At 62.9% G+C, this 13,383-nt stretch carries 13 protein-coding genes; 7 read left to right on the top strand and 6 right to left on the bottom strand.

Annotation, left to right across the window (positions count from 1 at the left end; all coding sequences use genetic code 11):
* Position 1 precedes the first annotated feature (1 nt).
* The 5 genes from VGO04_RS24595 (at position 2) to VGO04_RS24575 (ending at position 5,292) form a co-directional block, all read left to right on the top strand.
* Entirely contained in the window at positions 2–1,120 is a 1,119-nt protein-coding gene (locus VGO04_RS24595; RefSeq protein WP_327498583.1) for a catalase family protein, read from the top strand.
* A 117-nt stretch (positions 1,121–1,237) separates the two neighbouring features.
* Positions 1,238–1,756, top strand: a complete 519-nt coding sequence (locus VGO04_RS24590) for a (2Fe-2S)-binding protein (RefSeq protein ID WP_327498582.1) — start codon at positions 1,238–1,240, stop codon at positions 1,754–1,756.
* Complete coding sequence (locus tag VGO04_RS24585) at positions 1,753–2,778, top strand: xanthine dehydrogenase family protein subunit M (RefSeq protein ID WP_327498581.1); 1,026 nt, start codon at positions 1,753–1,755, stop codon at positions 2,776–2,778. The genes VGO04_RS24590 and VGO04_RS24585 overlap by 4 nt, the downstream gene beginning before the upstream one ends.
* Before the next feature lie 10 nt (positions 2,779–2,788).
* Positions 2,789–5,029: a xanthine dehydrogenase family protein molybdopterin-binding subunit gene (locus tag VGO04_RS24580; RefSeq protein ID WP_327498580.1), complete on the top strand. Its 2,241-nt coding sequence runs from the start codon at positions 2,789–2,791 to the stop codon at positions 5,027–5,029.
* Between the two features lie 17 nt (positions 5,030–5,046).
* Complete coding sequence (locus VGO04_RS24575) at positions 5,047–5,292, top strand: hypothetical protein (protein ID WP_327498579.1); 246 nt, start codon at positions 5,047–5,049, stop codon at positions 5,290–5,292.
* Between the two features lie 2 nt (positions 5,293–5,294).
* On the opposite strand, the gene VGO04_RS24570 is transcribed toward VGO04_RS24575, so the two are convergent.
* From VGO04_RS24570 to VGO04_RS24560, 3 genes are all read right to left on the bottom strand, one after another.
* Entirely contained in the window at positions 5,295–5,909 is a 615-nt protein-coding gene (locus tag VGO04_RS24570; RefSeq protein ID WP_327498578.1) for an isochorismatase family cysteine hydrolase, read from the bottom strand.
* Between the two features lie 223 nt (positions 5,910–6,132).
* The gene (locus tag VGO04_RS24565) at positions 6,133–6,990 is read right to left on the bottom strand and encodes an SDR family oxidoreductase (protein ID WP_327498577.1); all 858 of its coding nucleotides are present in this window, start codon (positions 6,988–6,990) and stop codon (positions 6,133–6,135) included.
* An 18-nt stretch (positions 6,991–7,008) separates the two neighbouring features.
* Positions 7,009–7,197, bottom strand: coding sequence for a DUF3008 family protein (locus VGO04_RS24560; RefSeq protein WP_327498576.1), 189 nt, complete (start codon positions 7,195–7,197; stop codon positions 7,009–7,011).
* Between the two features lie 273 nt (positions 7,198–7,470).
* On the opposite strand from VGO04_RS24560, the gene VGO04_RS24555 reads away from it, so the two are divergent.
* On the top strand, positions 7,471–9,264 hold the full coding sequence (locus tag VGO04_RS24555) for a thiamine pyrophosphate-requiring protein (RefSeq protein ID WP_327498575.1): 1,794 nt from the start codon (positions 7,471–7,473) through the stop codon (positions 9,262–9,264).
* Between the two features lie 112 nt (positions 9,265–9,376).
* Here the strand turns inward: VGO04_RS24555 and VGO04_RS24550 are convergent, their stop codons facing one another.
* The 3 genes from VGO04_RS24550 to VGO04_RS24540 form a co-directional block, all read right to left on the bottom strand.
* On the bottom strand, positions 9,377–9,820 hold the full coding sequence (locus VGO04_RS24550) for a DUF421 domain-containing protein (RefSeq protein ID WP_327498574.1): 444 nt from the start codon (positions 9,818–9,820) through the stop codon (positions 9,377–9,379).
* A gap of 8 nt (positions 9,821–9,828) precedes the next feature.
* On the bottom strand, positions 9,829–10,311 hold the full coding sequence (locus VGO04_RS24545; RefSeq protein WP_327498573.1) for a hypothetical protein: 483 nt from the start codon (positions 10,309–10,311) through the stop codon (positions 9,829–9,831).
* Positions 10,312–10,380: 69 nt separating this feature from the next.
* The gene (locus VGO04_RS24540; RefSeq protein WP_327498572.1) at positions 10,381–10,974 is read right to left on the bottom strand and encodes an NAD(P)H-dependent oxidoreductase; all 594 of its coding nucleotides are present in this window, start codon (positions 10,972–10,974) and stop codon (positions 10,381–10,383) included.
* 293 nt (positions 10,975–11,267) lie between these two features.
* On the opposite strand from VGO04_RS24540, the gene VGO04_RS24535 reads away from it, so the two are divergent.
* Positions 11,268–13,367 carry a catalase gene (locus VGO04_RS24535; RefSeq protein ID WP_327498571.1) on the top strand — a complete coding sequence of 700 codons (2,100 nt, stop codon included), beginning with the start codon at positions 11,268–11,270 and terminating at the stop codon, positions 13,365–13,367.
* Positions 13,368–13,383: the final 16 nt, after the last annotated feature.

Here is a 13,383-nt window from a genome sequence, read left to right as displayed (position 1 = left end):
CATGTCCCTACCCAGCGCGCTTTCGATCCGTCCCCTCCCCTATCGCCCCGAGTTCGAACAGCCTGAACCGGAGGAGCGCGCGACCGAGGATGGTCTCGTCTCAACGCTGCGCACCATAAGCCAGACGACATGGAAGGAGGAAGGTCGCGCCCTGCGCAGCGTCCATGCCAAGAGCCATGCCTTGTTGCAAGGGGAGTTGAGCGTCGCTACCGACCTTCCGCCTGAACTCGCGCAGGGGCTCTTCGCTCGCCCCGGGCACTATCCGGTAATCATGCGCCTCTCGACGATCCCCGGCGACATACTGGAGGACGACGTCTCGCTGCCTCGGGGTCTCGCCTTAAAGGTCATCGGCGTTGCGGGTGAACGTCTCGCTGATTCGGAATCCGAAGCCGTCCAAGATTTCGTCCTCGTCAACGGCCCCGTGTTCTCCGCGAAAAGCGGCAAGGACTTCCTGTCTGGGCTCAAGCTCGTCGCGGCGACGACGGACCGCGTTCAGTTCCTTAAGAAGGCGCTTAGCTATGCATTGCGTGGCATCCAGAGTTTGGCCGAAGCCGCCGGCGCCGACAGCGCTGCGTTGAAGCAATTGGGCGGGCACCCCGCGACGCATCCGCTGGGCGAGAGCTACTTTAGTGCCGCTCCGATCCTGTTCGGTGAGTACATGGCCAAGGTCCAGCTGCTCCCGGTGAGCCCCGAGCTGATGAGCTTGACCAATCAGGCGATCAGGGTGTTCGGCCGTCCGGATGGGCTGCGCGAGGCCTGCAATGCGTTCTTCGCTGACCATGGCGGTCGATGGGAGGTGCGCGTCCAGCTTTGCACGGATCTTGAATCCATGCCGATCGAGGACTCGAGCGTCGAATGGCCGGAGGAGCAAAGCCCTTACTGGACCGTCGCGACGGTGACCGCGCCCCGCCAGGTCGCTTGGGAGGAGGAGAAATCGCGCGCCATCGACGAGAAGCAGTCGTTCAGCCCGTGGCACGGGTTGGCCGCCCATCGTCCGCTCGGCTCGATCATGCGATTGCGAAGGGCAGCCTACCGAAGCTCGGCTCGATTCCGCTCGGAACACGGCGGCTGCCCGATGCATCAGCCGAAGACGCTCGCAGACGTCAATCTGCCCACGTGATCGAAGGTTATTTTTTCGAGACGAACCTTTCCAAATCAAAGGAACTTCGGCCCGCCCTTCCTGTTCTGATCAGACCATGCGGCTGGGGGATCGGCAACATCGGATCGGAGCTTCCGCATGTCCCATCACCCAGCAGAGGCATCCGCCGGCGTTTGGATAGATATCAAGATCAACGGTGAATCCCGTCACCTCGACGTTTCACCTTCGACCACGCTTCTCGACCTGCTCAGACACGACCTCACCCTGACAGGTACGAAGAAGGGCTGCGACCATGGCCAGTGCGGTGCGTGCACCGTCCTCATCGACGGCCGTCGGATCAATTCCTGCCTCCAGCTTGCCGTGATGCAGGATGGGAAAGAGATCACCACGATCGAGGGTATCGGGCACGGCAGCGAGCTGCACCCGTTGCAGCAGGCTTTCATCGAGCGCGACGCCTTCCAGTGCGGCTATTGCACGCCCGGCCAGATCTGCTCCGGAGTCGCGCTGATCGAGGAGGGCCACGCCATTACCCGCGACGATATCCGCGAGCTGATGAGCGGCAATATCTGCCGCTGCGGTGCGTATCCGAACATCGTCGACGCGATCGAGGACGTGCTGATCCAGCGCTCTGGCACGATCCAGGAGGCCGCGGAATGAACCGCTTTTCCTATCACCGCGCCGAGACGCTCGCCGATGCGATCTCGCGTCTCCGGAGCAATCCCGGCGCCGCCGTCATCGCTGGGGGGACGAACCTCGTCGACCTGATGAAATACGAGGTCGAGCGCCCAGGTGAATTGATCGACTTGACCCGCCTCCACGAATTGCGCGGCATCTCCGAGACGGAAGACGGCGGGCTACGCATCGGCGCCCTCGTGCCAAATAGCGACGTCGCCTACGATGACCGCATCGCAGAGTGCTATCCGCTGCTGGCGCACGGTGTCCTGGCAGGCGCTACGCCGCAACTGCGGAACGCAGCCACGACCGGCGGCAACCTCAACCAACGCACCCGCTGCTATTATTTCAACGACGTCGCCACGCCCTGCAACAAGCGCGAGCCGGGTTCAGGCTGCGGCGCGATCGACGGCGTCAACCGTATTCATGCCATCCTCGGCGCCAGCGACCGGTGCATCGCGACTCATCCCTCCGATATGTGCGTCGCCCTGGCGGCGCTGGAAGCTTCGGTCGAGGTCGTCGGGCCCGAAGGCGAACGGCGTATCGCCTTCGCCGACTATCACCGCCTTCCTGGCGACGCGCCTCAGCACGACAACACGTTGCGTCCCGGCGAGATCGTCGTAGCGGTGACGCTGCCTGCGGCGTCCAGGGGCTTCGCCGCGCATTATAGCTACCTGAAACTGCGCGACCGGCTGTCCTACGCTTTCGCTCTCGTCTCAGTGGCGGCAGCGCTCGAATGCGACGGAGCAAGAATCTCTGCGGCGAGGCTGGCGCTCGGAGGTGTCGCGCACAAGCCCTGGCGCAAACCGGAAGCCGAAGATGCGCTGGTCGGGATGGCTGCCGACGAGGCGGCTTTCTCGCGCGCCGCCGACGTCCTGTTGGCCGGTGCCGAACCCCGCGCACACAATGCCTTCAAGGTTGATCTCGCGCGGCGCGCGATCGTGCGGGCGCTGTCACAGGCAGCCGCCGCAACGCCGCAGTCGCTATCCGACAAGCGTATCGCGTGAGGAGAACGCCATGCTGAGAAACGATCCCCATATCGGTTCCCCGCGCAACCGCGTCGACGGGCCGGCCAAGGTCACGGGTGCCGCGACCTACGCAGCCGAGTTCGCCGCGAGCGATCTCTGCCACGGCTATATCGTCGAGAGCGCGATCGCGCGCGGACGCATCCGCTCGATCGATGTCAGTGCAGCGGAGGCGGCGCCCGGCGTTATCAGGGTCTTCATGCACGAGAACCGCCCGCGAACGGCTTGGTTTACCTACAAATACCGGGATCAGGTGGCGCCTCCGGGCTCGCCGTTCCGTCCGCTTTACAGCGACGAGATCCAGTATAGCGGCCAGCCGATTGCTCTGGTCATCGCGACCAGCTTCGACGCCGCTCGCGATGCCGCTGCCCTAGTTGCGGTCTCGTACGAGGAAGAAGTGCACCTCACCGACCTGAGCATCGCACGCATCGACGCCTATAAGCCGCCCAAGAAGCGCATGGGCATCGCCCCTCCGCCCGACCCGCGCGGGGATGCCGTCAAGGCATTCAGCGAGGCTGCCGTCCGGGTCAGTGCGGAATACACGATCGCTGCCGAGCATCACAACCCGATGGAGCCGCACGCGACCACCGTGATCTGGGAAGGCGACGGCAAGGTCACCGTCCACGACAAGACGCAGGGCGTCCAGAACACCCAAGCCTATGTTGCAAGCGTCTTCGGTCTGTCGAGCGACGATGTCCGTGTCGTGGCGCCCTATGTTGGCGGCGGCTTCGGTTCGGGCCTGCGCCCGCAACATCAGCTCTTCCTTGCCGTGATGGCATCACTGGCGCTCGAACGTTCGGTGCGTGTCGAACTGACGCGGCAGCAGATGTTCAGCCACGTACACCGCCCCGCAACTATCAACACCGTTGCGCTCGGCGCCGATGCCGGTGGCAACCTAGTATCGATCCAGCATCACGCAGTCGCCGCGACCTCACGGTTTGAGGACCACCAGGAGAACGTCGTCAACTGGTCGGGCATGCTCTACCAGGCGCCGAATGTCGATCTGCGCTACGAACTGGCCAAGCTCGACACCTACTCTCCCGGGGACATGCGGGCGCCAGGAGCGCCGTTGGGATTGTTCGCGCTCGAAAGCGCGATGGACGAGCTGGCCATCGCCGCGAAGATCGACCCGATCGAGCTGCGCCTGCGCAACTACACCGACTATGACGAGAACGATGGCAAGACCTTCACCTCGAAGGAGCTGCGGTCCTGCTATCGCGAAGGTTCCGAGCGCTTTGGTTGGACCAAACGCAATGCTCGGCCAGGGTCCATGCGCGATGGCCATGAACTGATCGGCTGGGGCATGGCAAGTGGCGTCTGGGAAGCCGGGATGATGAAGACGGCGGCCCGCGCGGTATTCACAGCCGATGGACGCCTCGAACTGTCTTGCGCGACCTCCGACATCGGGACCGGCACCTACACTATCCTCAGCCAGATCGGTGCCGAGACCCTCGGCCTCGAGATGGAGGAGGTCACGGTAAAGCTCGCGGATTCGACGCTGCCCGCCTCGCCGGTACAGGGCGGTTCATGGACCGCGGCCTCCGCCGGCAGCGCCGTCATGGCCGCTTGCCAGGACTTGAGGGAGCAGCTCTTCAAGCTGGCGCGGAAGATCGAAGGCTCGCCGTTGACCGATGCGGGCGCTGACGACATCGCATTCGCCAATGGCAGAATCCTCTTACGGACCCATCCCGCGAAATCCGTTTCACTGGCGGACGCTCTTGCCGCCTCCGGTGAAGAGAAGCTTGAAGCGGAGAAGAGCGCGAGCCCCGGCCTGATCGGACCAATGCGCTATGCCGCATACACGCACTCCGCAGTCTTCGCGGAGGTCCGGATCGACGAGGAACTTGGGCAGATCCGCGTCACGCGTATCGTCAATGCCGTCGCTGCCGGCCGCATCATCAACCCCAAGACTGCCCGCAGCCAGATCATCGGCGGCGTCGTCTGGGGCATCGGCATGGCGTTACATGAGGAGACGCTGACCGATCACCGGCTCGGCCGCATCGTCAATCACTCCCTCGCCGAGTATCACGTCCCGGCGAATGCCGACATCTACGACATCGACGTAGTCTTCGTGGAGGAGCACGATGACAAGGCGAGCCCGATCGGTGTCAAGGGCCTCGGCGAGATCGGCATCGTTGGCACAGCGGCGGCGATCGCGAACGCGATCCACCATGCCACAGGCAAGCGCCTGCGTAGCCTGCCGATGACCGTCGACAAGCTTCTGGCAGCGTGACCAAGAAGGAGATGAGTATGAGGATCTCGAACCACGACGAGTACAATGCCGCGGTCGCGCGGGCTCATTCCTTGTCGGATGCTCCCGAGGGTTCCGCCGCCGCTGCAGAGCATGCCGATCTGATAGCCGCTTTGCGTGCCTGGGATGAGGAGCATAAAGGCGAGAACAGTCACGGGCCCGAGCCGGTCGGGGGCCTCAACACCGCTGATGATTTTGGGGTATCAGGCCTGCCGGGCAATCTCGGCAGGCTCCGCGACACCTGAGGCTAACTCTTCGCGCACATCCAGGCGGCGAGGATTGTCTGAGTATCGGTAATCGCGAGCTGCTGGCTGTAGCGGCACTCGAACATTGAGATGAGCGCGTCATGCCCCTCGTCAGAGGAACTGCACACGGCGTCGCGCACCACGATAATAAAAAACCCGAGATCGATGGCGCCGAGGATGGTCGAAAGCACGCAGACATCGGTCTCCGCACCCGACACGATCAGCGTCTCGACGTCACGTTCCGCAAGCGCCGCCGAGAGCCGTCGGCCGGCAAAGGCAGAGTAGACCGGCTTGTCGAAAACCGTTGCCGGAGGAACGTAGCGCGCCAGCTCGGGCATCAGCTCGATGAGCGTAGCGTCCAGTCGTTCCCGCGTCGCCTCGCTCCAACGCTCATAATATCGCAGCCAGGATCCATGGGCTTCTTCCACAGCGCGCGGCGGAATGAATCGGGTGAAGATGGTGCGCGCGGGGTTCAGGGCGGCCAAGGCGGCACAGTTGGGCAGCACGCGAGGCATCCATGGAGTCGGCCAGGGACCGTCATCGGAAAACAGGCGCTGCATGTCGACGCAGAGATGAACCGCCCGGTCGAAGCGAATTGGAGGCAGCAGCTTGTCCATAGCCGTCAGCTCCAGATTCAATCCGGGGAGGATGTCATCGCCTCGATATTGCTGCTGCCGAGATCGAGGACGAAGCGCCGAAGAAGTGCGCATTCCGGCCAAAGCCCCCCCCATTGGCAAAGGAGAAGCGATTTCGTGCCGCGCGTCACGTTCGAGGGAACGAAGCTGACTTCGAGCAATCGCCAGACCCTATGACGGTGACCCCAGTTCATCGAGACTGCTCCTAGAGGATCGGCTTGCCGCCGGTGACCGCAATCGTGGCACCAGAGACATAGCTCGAGAGCGGGTCGGCGAGCATGACATAGGCCGTCGCGAGCTCAGCCGGCTGCCCCGGCCGCTTCAGCGGAACCTGCTTGCCGAAGTTCGAAACCTTGTCGGGATCCATCGTCGAGGGAATGAGCGGCGTCCAGATCGGGCCAGGCGCCACCGCGTTCGCTCGGATCTCCTTTTCGGCGAGAAGCTGGGCGAGCCCGGCCGTGAAGTTCTGGATCGCGCCCTTCGTAGTGGCATAGGCGAGGAGGGTCGGGTTCGGCATATCCGAGTTCACCGAAGCGGTGTTGATAATCGCGCTTCCGGGCGGCATGTGCGGGACGGCTGCCTTGGTCAGATAGAACATGGCATGGATGTTGACCCTGAAGGTCAACTCCCACTCATCGTCCGAAATCTCGGAGATATCGTCGAAAGTTGCCTGATGAGCCGCGTTGTTGACCAGGATGTCGATCCCGCCCAGCTCAGCCATGGCGGTATCGACGATCTTGCGGCAGTGCGCCGCCGACTGGATGTCGCCGGGTACGAGAACCGCCTTGCGGCCCTCCTGTTCGATCCAGCGCTTGGTCTCTGCCGCGTCCTCCTCCTCATCGAGATAGGAGACCAGGACGTCCGCACCCTCCCTGGCGAAGGCAATAGCAACAGCACGGCCGATGCCACTGTCACCGCCCGTGATAACCGCACGTTTGCCTGAAAGACGCCCGGAGCCGCGATATGTATCCTCGCCATGATCCGGGCGCGGATCCATGCGATTGGTCGAGCCCGGCATCGACTGCTGTTGATGCGGAAATGGCGGCTTTGGGTGGTCGGTCATGTCGGTCTCCAGTGGCAGTCAGGACTTTGATGAGTGCTCGGGCTTCCCCTTGAGCTTCGTCGAGGCCATCTCGCTGAGCTGCCTCTCACTCATCGACTTGGCCATTTCCTTCGAAGCGCCCTTCAATTTGCTCGCGCTCTGTTCGCCTTTCTCGGCAGCGAGCGCGGCTCCAGCCGCTTTCTGCTGTGCTTTCGATTTCGCGGGCATGCCGGTGACTCCGCTAGGGGCAATGGCTAGGGGCAATGAAGAGCCAACCAGCGAGCGTGATCGGCGTTCCGTCTCTGCGGAAGAATTCACCCGCAAATCCAGCCGCGAGGACCAACGGGGAACATGCCGACAAAGCGGCCGTTCAGTCCTTACTAGCCGGAAGCAAACGCGCTCCCGGAAGGGTCCCGCAGCGAGCTCGTTCGCGCTCAACTTCACGGTTCGGTCGCCGGAGATGGTGGTCGGGCTAGATTCCGTGCCAGCCCGGAGATCATCATGGCCGCCACCGTATCGGACTTCATTTGGACTCGTCTTCACGACTGGGGCGTCAAGCGGGTCTATGGCTATCCGGGGGATGGCATCGGCGGGCTGATCGCGGCGTTGCAGCGCCGGGAAGACGACATCGAGTTCGTTCAGGTTCGACATGAGGAGACCGCGAGCCTAATGGCCTCGGGCGAGACGCGGTTCACCGGGAGGGTCGGCGTTTGCCTTGCGACGTCAGGACCGGGTGCGGTTCATCTACTTAACGGCCTTTATGACGCCCGGCTCGATCACCGTCCGGTCGTCGCCCTCGTCGGACAGCAGGCGCGCTCTGCGATGGGCTCGCACTACCAGCAGGATCTCGATCTGCAATCGTTGTTTAAGGACGTCGCCGGTGCCTATATCGAAACGGCGACGGTGCCCGCCCAAGTACCGCATTTGATCGATCGCGCCTTCCGGATTGCCGAGTCAGAGCGGCGCGTTACCTGCGTGATCCTGCCGAACGATCTTCAACTCGAGCCCATGGTCGAGCCATCGCGCGAGCACGGAATGACCCATTCGGGGGTTGGGATCGAACTCTCGCCGGTGGTGCCCGCCATTACAGCCCTTCAGCGAGCGGCCGATGTCCTCAATGCGGGTCATAAGGTCGCCATCCTGGTCGGGGCTGGAGCCATCAACGCGACCGACGCCGTTCTCGCCACAGCGGAGAAGTTGAAGGCCGGCGTCGCCAAGGCGCTTCTTGGAAAGTCCGCCGTTCCGGACGACGTACCGTTCTGCACCGGTTCAATCGGACTACTTGGGACGAAGGCGAGCTGGGAACTGATGCAGGGCTGCGACACACTGCTGATGGTCGGATCGGGATTCCCTTATACTGAGTTCTTGCCAAAGCCGGGACAGGCGCGCGGTGTCCAGATCGACATAGATCCAGGCATGCTCGGCCTGCGCTATCCAATGGAGGTGAACCTTATCGGCGACGCCGCCGCAACGCTGGAAGCTCTTCTGCCGCTGCTGAAGCCTAAGGCGGCCGAAGCGTGGCGGCGGACGATCGAGGCCAATGTCAGCAAGAGCTGGCAGGAGGCGCGCGACAGCGCGATGGTCGAGGCCTCGCCGATCAATCCACAGCGTGTTGCGTCAGAACTATCAGAGCGCCTCCCGGAACGGTGTATCATTGCCGCCGACAGCGGCACCACGACCGTCTGGTATGCTCGCCATCTCCGCTTCAGACGGGGCATGATGGGGTCGGTCTCGGGCACGCTAGCGACCATGGGCTGCGCGATCCCGTATGCAATTGCGGCAAAGTTCGCGCATCCGGACCGCCCCGCGATCGCGCTGGTCGGCGATGGTGCGATGCAGATGAATGGCATCACCGAACTGGTAACCATAGCAAAATACTGGAAGCGCTGGACGGATCCGCGGCTGATCATCATGGTGCTGAACAATCGCGAATTAGCCTACGTCACTTGGGAGGAACGTATTCAGGCAGGTGATCCGAGATGGCCGACGAGCCAGGATTTGCCGGACCTGCCCTATGCCGAGATCGCCAAGCTGATGGGCCTCAGAGGACGGCGGGTCGAGGATCCGGAACAGGTTGGGCCGGCTTGGGACGAGGCGTTAGCGGCCGATCGTCCGTTCGTGCTCGACATGGTGACCGACCCGAACGTGCCGCCGCTGCCACCCCACATCACGTTCGCGCAGGCACGCGGCTTGGCGGGGGCCCTGGCCGCTGGCGATCCCGAGGCAGGCAATATTGTTGCATCCACGGCCAGAACGCTTCTTGGGACGCTACTGCCATCGAACAAGAGCAGTTGAACCGTCCTCGCTTCCATGATCGCGCCACGGCTTGATCTGCGCATTTTCAACTGTCGCCATCGTCTCGCTTCGTTACGTCGTGAACGCAGGACGAGTCGCAGACGCGTCCCAGTCAATCGCGTGGAACGATGCTGATTTCGCCACTGATTTCCAGCACGGCGTATTTGACCTGTTCGAGGCGCTCCAGCCCTTGCTGCACCCGCGCAGCCTCAAGGATGTCGTCGACACTCATTCGTGCGCGCTTCAGCGCGTGCTCGTTCGGCTTGCCATGGCTGACGAGAACGGTCGGTGTGCCATCGATGAGGAGACCGAGCCCGGCATGGCGCGTCTTGAGATGGGAGAACGCAATATCGATGCCGAAGAGCGTGACGATCAGTAGGACTGCGTTGGCGATTGAAAAATCGTCCCCGAGCAGAGCTTGCTGGGTCGTCTCGGCGACAATCAGCAATAGGACGAGATCGAACGGCGTCATCTGCGCCAGCGTGCGTCTCCCCGACAGACGCACGATCAGCAGAAGCACGATATAGATCGCGAGCCCCCGGAGAACGGTTTCCATTTTCCCCCTCAGGGCAGGACAAGGATGACGGTATTGGCGGCGATGCCATCCACCGAGACAATGGACTCGATCATGCCCGCCGCCTCCGGTTTGATCCGCAGGGTGGCACTGGCGGCCTCATTCGGCCGCACCAGGAAGGTCAGCTCCTCGCCAGCGGCAGTGGACTCCCATCGCACCGGGTGCGGCTGCGCATCCTGAAGCGAGATCAACTCCCTGAAGCGCCGCGAAAGGAGCAGCTTGCGTTCGGTGGCCGCATGTGGCGCGAAGGAGATCGTGATCCGATCCGCCGCCTGCCAGCGAGCGACGCGCGGGTAGTCGATTTGGCTCGCCCCTGCCGAGGCCTGCGAGCGCGCGAACGGCCCCCCGGCGCCCGTCAACCCGAGCAGCCCGGCCATCACGATCAAGGCGAAGAAGCCCCAGGCCCAGCGCTCGGCTTGCCAGAACCGCTCCTGGAACCGCCTGTTCTCGTCGAGTTGCAGTCCTTCTGGCATCGCCTCTTGTCACCCGGTTGCCGACAATAACGACCGAAGGCGCGAAAGGTCTCCGAGAATTCGCTACTTTTATCCAGGATAGGGCGAGCGCTTCAGCAGCCCGGCGAGGTGCAGGGCGTTCCTCACGAGCATGCTGGTTGCCGTCGCCACCACTTGCGGCGGCGCCTTCAGGTCCTTGTAGTCGACGCTTCCCATTGCCTCGCCGACCCAGTAGCTCGGGCCGCCGGCCGCAATCGTGAAACCGACATCGGCTAGGGCCTGGAACAGCTCTGCGGAGACATGGTGCGCGCCGTCCTCATTGCCGACGACGCCGACCGCCGCGACTTTGCCATAGGCCGGGGTACGACCCTTGACGTCGGCCTCGTCGAGGAAGGCATCCATCCGCTCCAGCACGCGTTTCGCGACGCTGGACGGCTGACCGAGCCAGATCGGCGTGCCTATCAGAAAGATGTCGCAGGCATCAACCTTCTTACGCAACGAGGGCCATTCGTCGCCCTCGCCTTCGTCGGAGGTCACACCGGGCTTGATGTTCAGCGCAGCGACCCTGACGGTTTCACTCTCGACCTTAGCTCCCATCTCTTCGAGGATCTGGGAAAGCAGGACATCGGTCGACGAGATGCCGTCGGCTTTGAGCGAGCAATTTAAAGCCAGAACCTTCAGCATCGGTGGATCTACCTTGTACTAGCACCGTTCCTTCCGTGGCAGGCGAACGGTTGTCAATTCCCAACTCCGGTGACTTGTTACCGTTCCGCGGAGAATGTTGCGAAAGTCGGTCGGGCGCTGAACTCGCCAGCCGCCATGTTCAAACAGCGAAGTAGTGGAGCCCCGCTCCCCCCGCTTCTGTCGGCTGCCTGAAGTTGGAATGCTTCGGAACGGGCGTCGAGCGCCCGCGTTATGCGGGGGATGAGCGAGCGCGCTCCGCGCCTCGGGCCAACCAATCCGAAGAGGGATCCGACATGGCGACTTCCAAAGAGCGCAGCGGCAGCAAAATGACGGCGTCCGTAGTAGGCAATGGGGGTGAACTCCACCAGTCGGCGAATGCTCCGGAATCCCGGCTGACGACGAACCATGGCGTGCCGATCAGTGACAACCAGAATTCGCTCAAGGGAGGTCAGCGCGGTCCGACCCTGCTCGAGGATTTCGTGCTGCGCGAGAAGATCCAGCACTTCGATCACGAGCGCATTCCCGAGCGGATTGTCCACGCCCGCGGTTCCGCCGCGCATGGCTACTTCGAGCTGACGGAATCGCTGGCCGACGTCACCCGAGCCAAGGTGCTGACCGAGGTCGGCGCCAAGACGGAAGTCTTCGTCCGCTTCTCTACCGTGGCGGGTGGCGCGGGCTCTGTGGACACGCCGCGGGACGTGCGCGGGTTCGCGGTGAAGTTCTATACGCAGGAAGGCAACTGGGATCTGGTGGGGAACAACATCCCCGTCTTCTTCATCCAAGACGCGATCAAGTTTCCGGACTTGATCCACGCTGTGAAGATGGAAGCCGATCGCGGGTATCCGCAGGCGGCGAGCGCTCACGACACCTTTTGGGACTTTATCGGTCTCATGCCCGAGTCGACCCACATGATCATGTGGGCAATGTCGGATCGCGCCATCCCGCGCTCCTATCGGATGATGGAAGGGTTCGGCGTTAACACCTTCCGCCTGTTGAACGCGGACGACGAGCCGACGTTCGTCAAGTTCCATTGGCGGCCCAAGCTCGGCACTCAGTCAACCTGTTGGGACGAAGCGGTCAAGATCGCGGGCGCTGACCCGGATTATCATCGGCGCGACCTCTACGAGGCGATTGCCGCCGGGCAGTACCCTGAGTGGGAGTTCGGCGTACAGCTCCTGACCCAGACCGAAGCCGACGCATTGCCCTTCGACATCCTCGATGCCACGAAGCTGATCCCCGAGGAGATGGTGCCGATCCGCGTCATCGGGCGGATGGTGCTGGACCGGAATCCGGACAATTTCTTCGCCGAGACCGAGCAGGTCGCATTCCTGCCGACGAACATTCCTCCGGGGATCGACGTGTCGGAGGATCCGTTGCTTCAGGGTCGCCTCTTCTCTTATCAGGACACGCAGTTGTCACGGCTAGGCACGGTGAATTTCCACCAGATCCCGATCAATCGCGCCAAGGGCTGTCCCTTCCAGAACCTTCAGCGCGACGGGCAGATGCAGACGCACGTCTCTAAGGGCCGCGCCAACTACGAGCCGAACAGTCTCGCCGAAGCCGGAGAGATCGCAGGCCCCCGTGCCGACCCGAGCGGCGGCTTCCGAACCGCCAGAATTTCGCTGCAAGACGGGAAGGTCCGGCTGCGATCGGAAAGCTTTGCAGATCACTACAGTCATGCACGGCTGTTCTATCGGTCCCAGACCGAGATCGAGCAGGCGCACTTGGCGAGCGCGATCGTCTTCGAATTATCTAAGGTGACGCTCGACCATGTTCGCGATCGCGTGCTGGCCAATCTTGCCAACGTGGACGACGGGTTGGTCAGGCGCATCGCCGATGGCCTGAACATCGATTTACCGAAGTCTTCGAAACCCGCCATCTCTCCGCAGGACATGGCGCCCTCACCTGCCTTGCGGATCGTCGGAAAATATCCGCCCACCCTCGGCGGTCGAACCGTCGGCATGCTCGTCACGAACGGGGCGGATTCGAGGATCGTGCAGGCGCTAACCAAGGCCGTCGCTGCGGAGGGCGGCATCATGAAGATCATCGCGCCTAAGGTCGGCGGGGTAACACTGGACAACGGTGAGCCGCTGAAGGCGGATGGCCAGCTTGCCGGATCACCGTCTGTCATCTTCGACGCCGCGGCGCTCGTGCTCTCGAAGGACGGCTGCGAGGAATTGCTGAACGAGGCCGCGGCCGTACAGTTCGCGATGGATGCCTTCGGTCACCTAAAGGCCGTGGGCTTCTCAGCGGAAGCCGAACCTCTGTTGAAGAAGGCAGGCGTTATTGCGGACTCGGGCGTCGTCGAGCTCACCCCGAAGGTCGATGACTTCCTGAAAGCGGCACGAACCCGCCAATGGGAGCGGGAGCCCAAGGTCAGGACGTTGGCCTAAGGCTGCGGACTTATTC

The sequence above is a fragment of the Ensifer sp. genome (genome assembly GCF_035999185.1).
Taxonomy (GTDB): Bacteria; Pseudomonadota; Alphaproteobacteria; order Rhizobiales; family Rhizobiaceae; genus Ensifer.
The sequence above is the reverse complement of the archived record's forward strand: the minus strand, read 5'-3'. Positions and strand labels throughout refer to the sequence as shown.

Excerpts from the sequence above, each read along its gene's own strand:
- VGO04_RS24555 (WP_327498575.1), top strand. The coding sequence starts at position 7,471 with ATGGCCGCCACCGTATCGGACTTCATTTGGACTCGTCTTCACGACTGG.
- VGO04_RS24565 (WP_327498577.1), bottom strand. The coding sequence starts at position 6,990 with ATGACCGACCACCCAAAGCCGCCATTTCCGCATCAACAGCAGTCGATG.
- VGO04_RS24570 (WP_327498578.1), bottom strand. The coding sequence starts at position 5,909 with ATGGACAAGCTGCTGCCTCCAATTCGCTTCGACCGGGCGGTTCATCTC.
- VGO04_RS24550 (WP_327498574.1), bottom strand. The coding sequence starts at position 9,820 with ATGGAAACCGTTCTCCGGGGGCTCGCGATCTATATCGTGCTTCTGCTG.
- VGO04_RS24540 (WP_327498572.1), bottom strand. The coding sequence starts at position 10,974 with ATGCTGAAGGTTCTGGCTTTAAATTGCTCGCTCAAAGCCGACGGCATC.
- VGO04_RS24595 (WP_327498583.1), top strand. The coding sequence starts at position 2 with ATGTCCCTACCCAGCGCGCTTTCGATCCGTCCCCTCCCCTATCGCCCC.
- VGO04_RS24535 (WP_327498571.1), top strand. The coding sequence starts at position 11,268 with ATGGCGACTTCCAAAGAGCGCAGCGGCAGCAAAATGACGGCGTCCGTA.
- VGO04_RS24575 (WP_327498579.1), top strand. The coding sequence starts at position 5,047 with ATGAGGATCTCGAACCACGACGAGTACAATGCCGCGGTCGCGCGGGCT.
- VGO04_RS24580 (WP_327498580.1), top strand. The coding sequence starts at position 2,789 with ATGCTGAGAAACGATCCCCATATCGGTTCCCCGCGCAACCGCGTCGAC.
- VGO04_RS24585 (WP_327498581.1), top strand. The coding sequence starts at position 1,753 with ATGAACCGCTTTTCCTATCACCGCGCCGAGACGCTCGCCGATGCGATC.
- VGO04_RS24545 (WP_327498573.1), bottom strand. The coding sequence starts at position 10,311 with ATGCCAGAAGGACTGCAACTCGACGAGAACAGGCGGTTCCAGGAGCGG.
- VGO04_RS24560 (WP_327498576.1), bottom strand. The coding sequence starts at position 7,197 with ATGCCCGCGAAATCGAAAGCACAGCAGAAAGCGGCTGGAGCCGCGCTC.
- VGO04_RS24590 (WP_327498582.1), top strand. The coding sequence starts at position 1,238 with ATGTCCCATCACCCAGCAGAGGCATCCGCCGGCGTTTGGATAGATATC.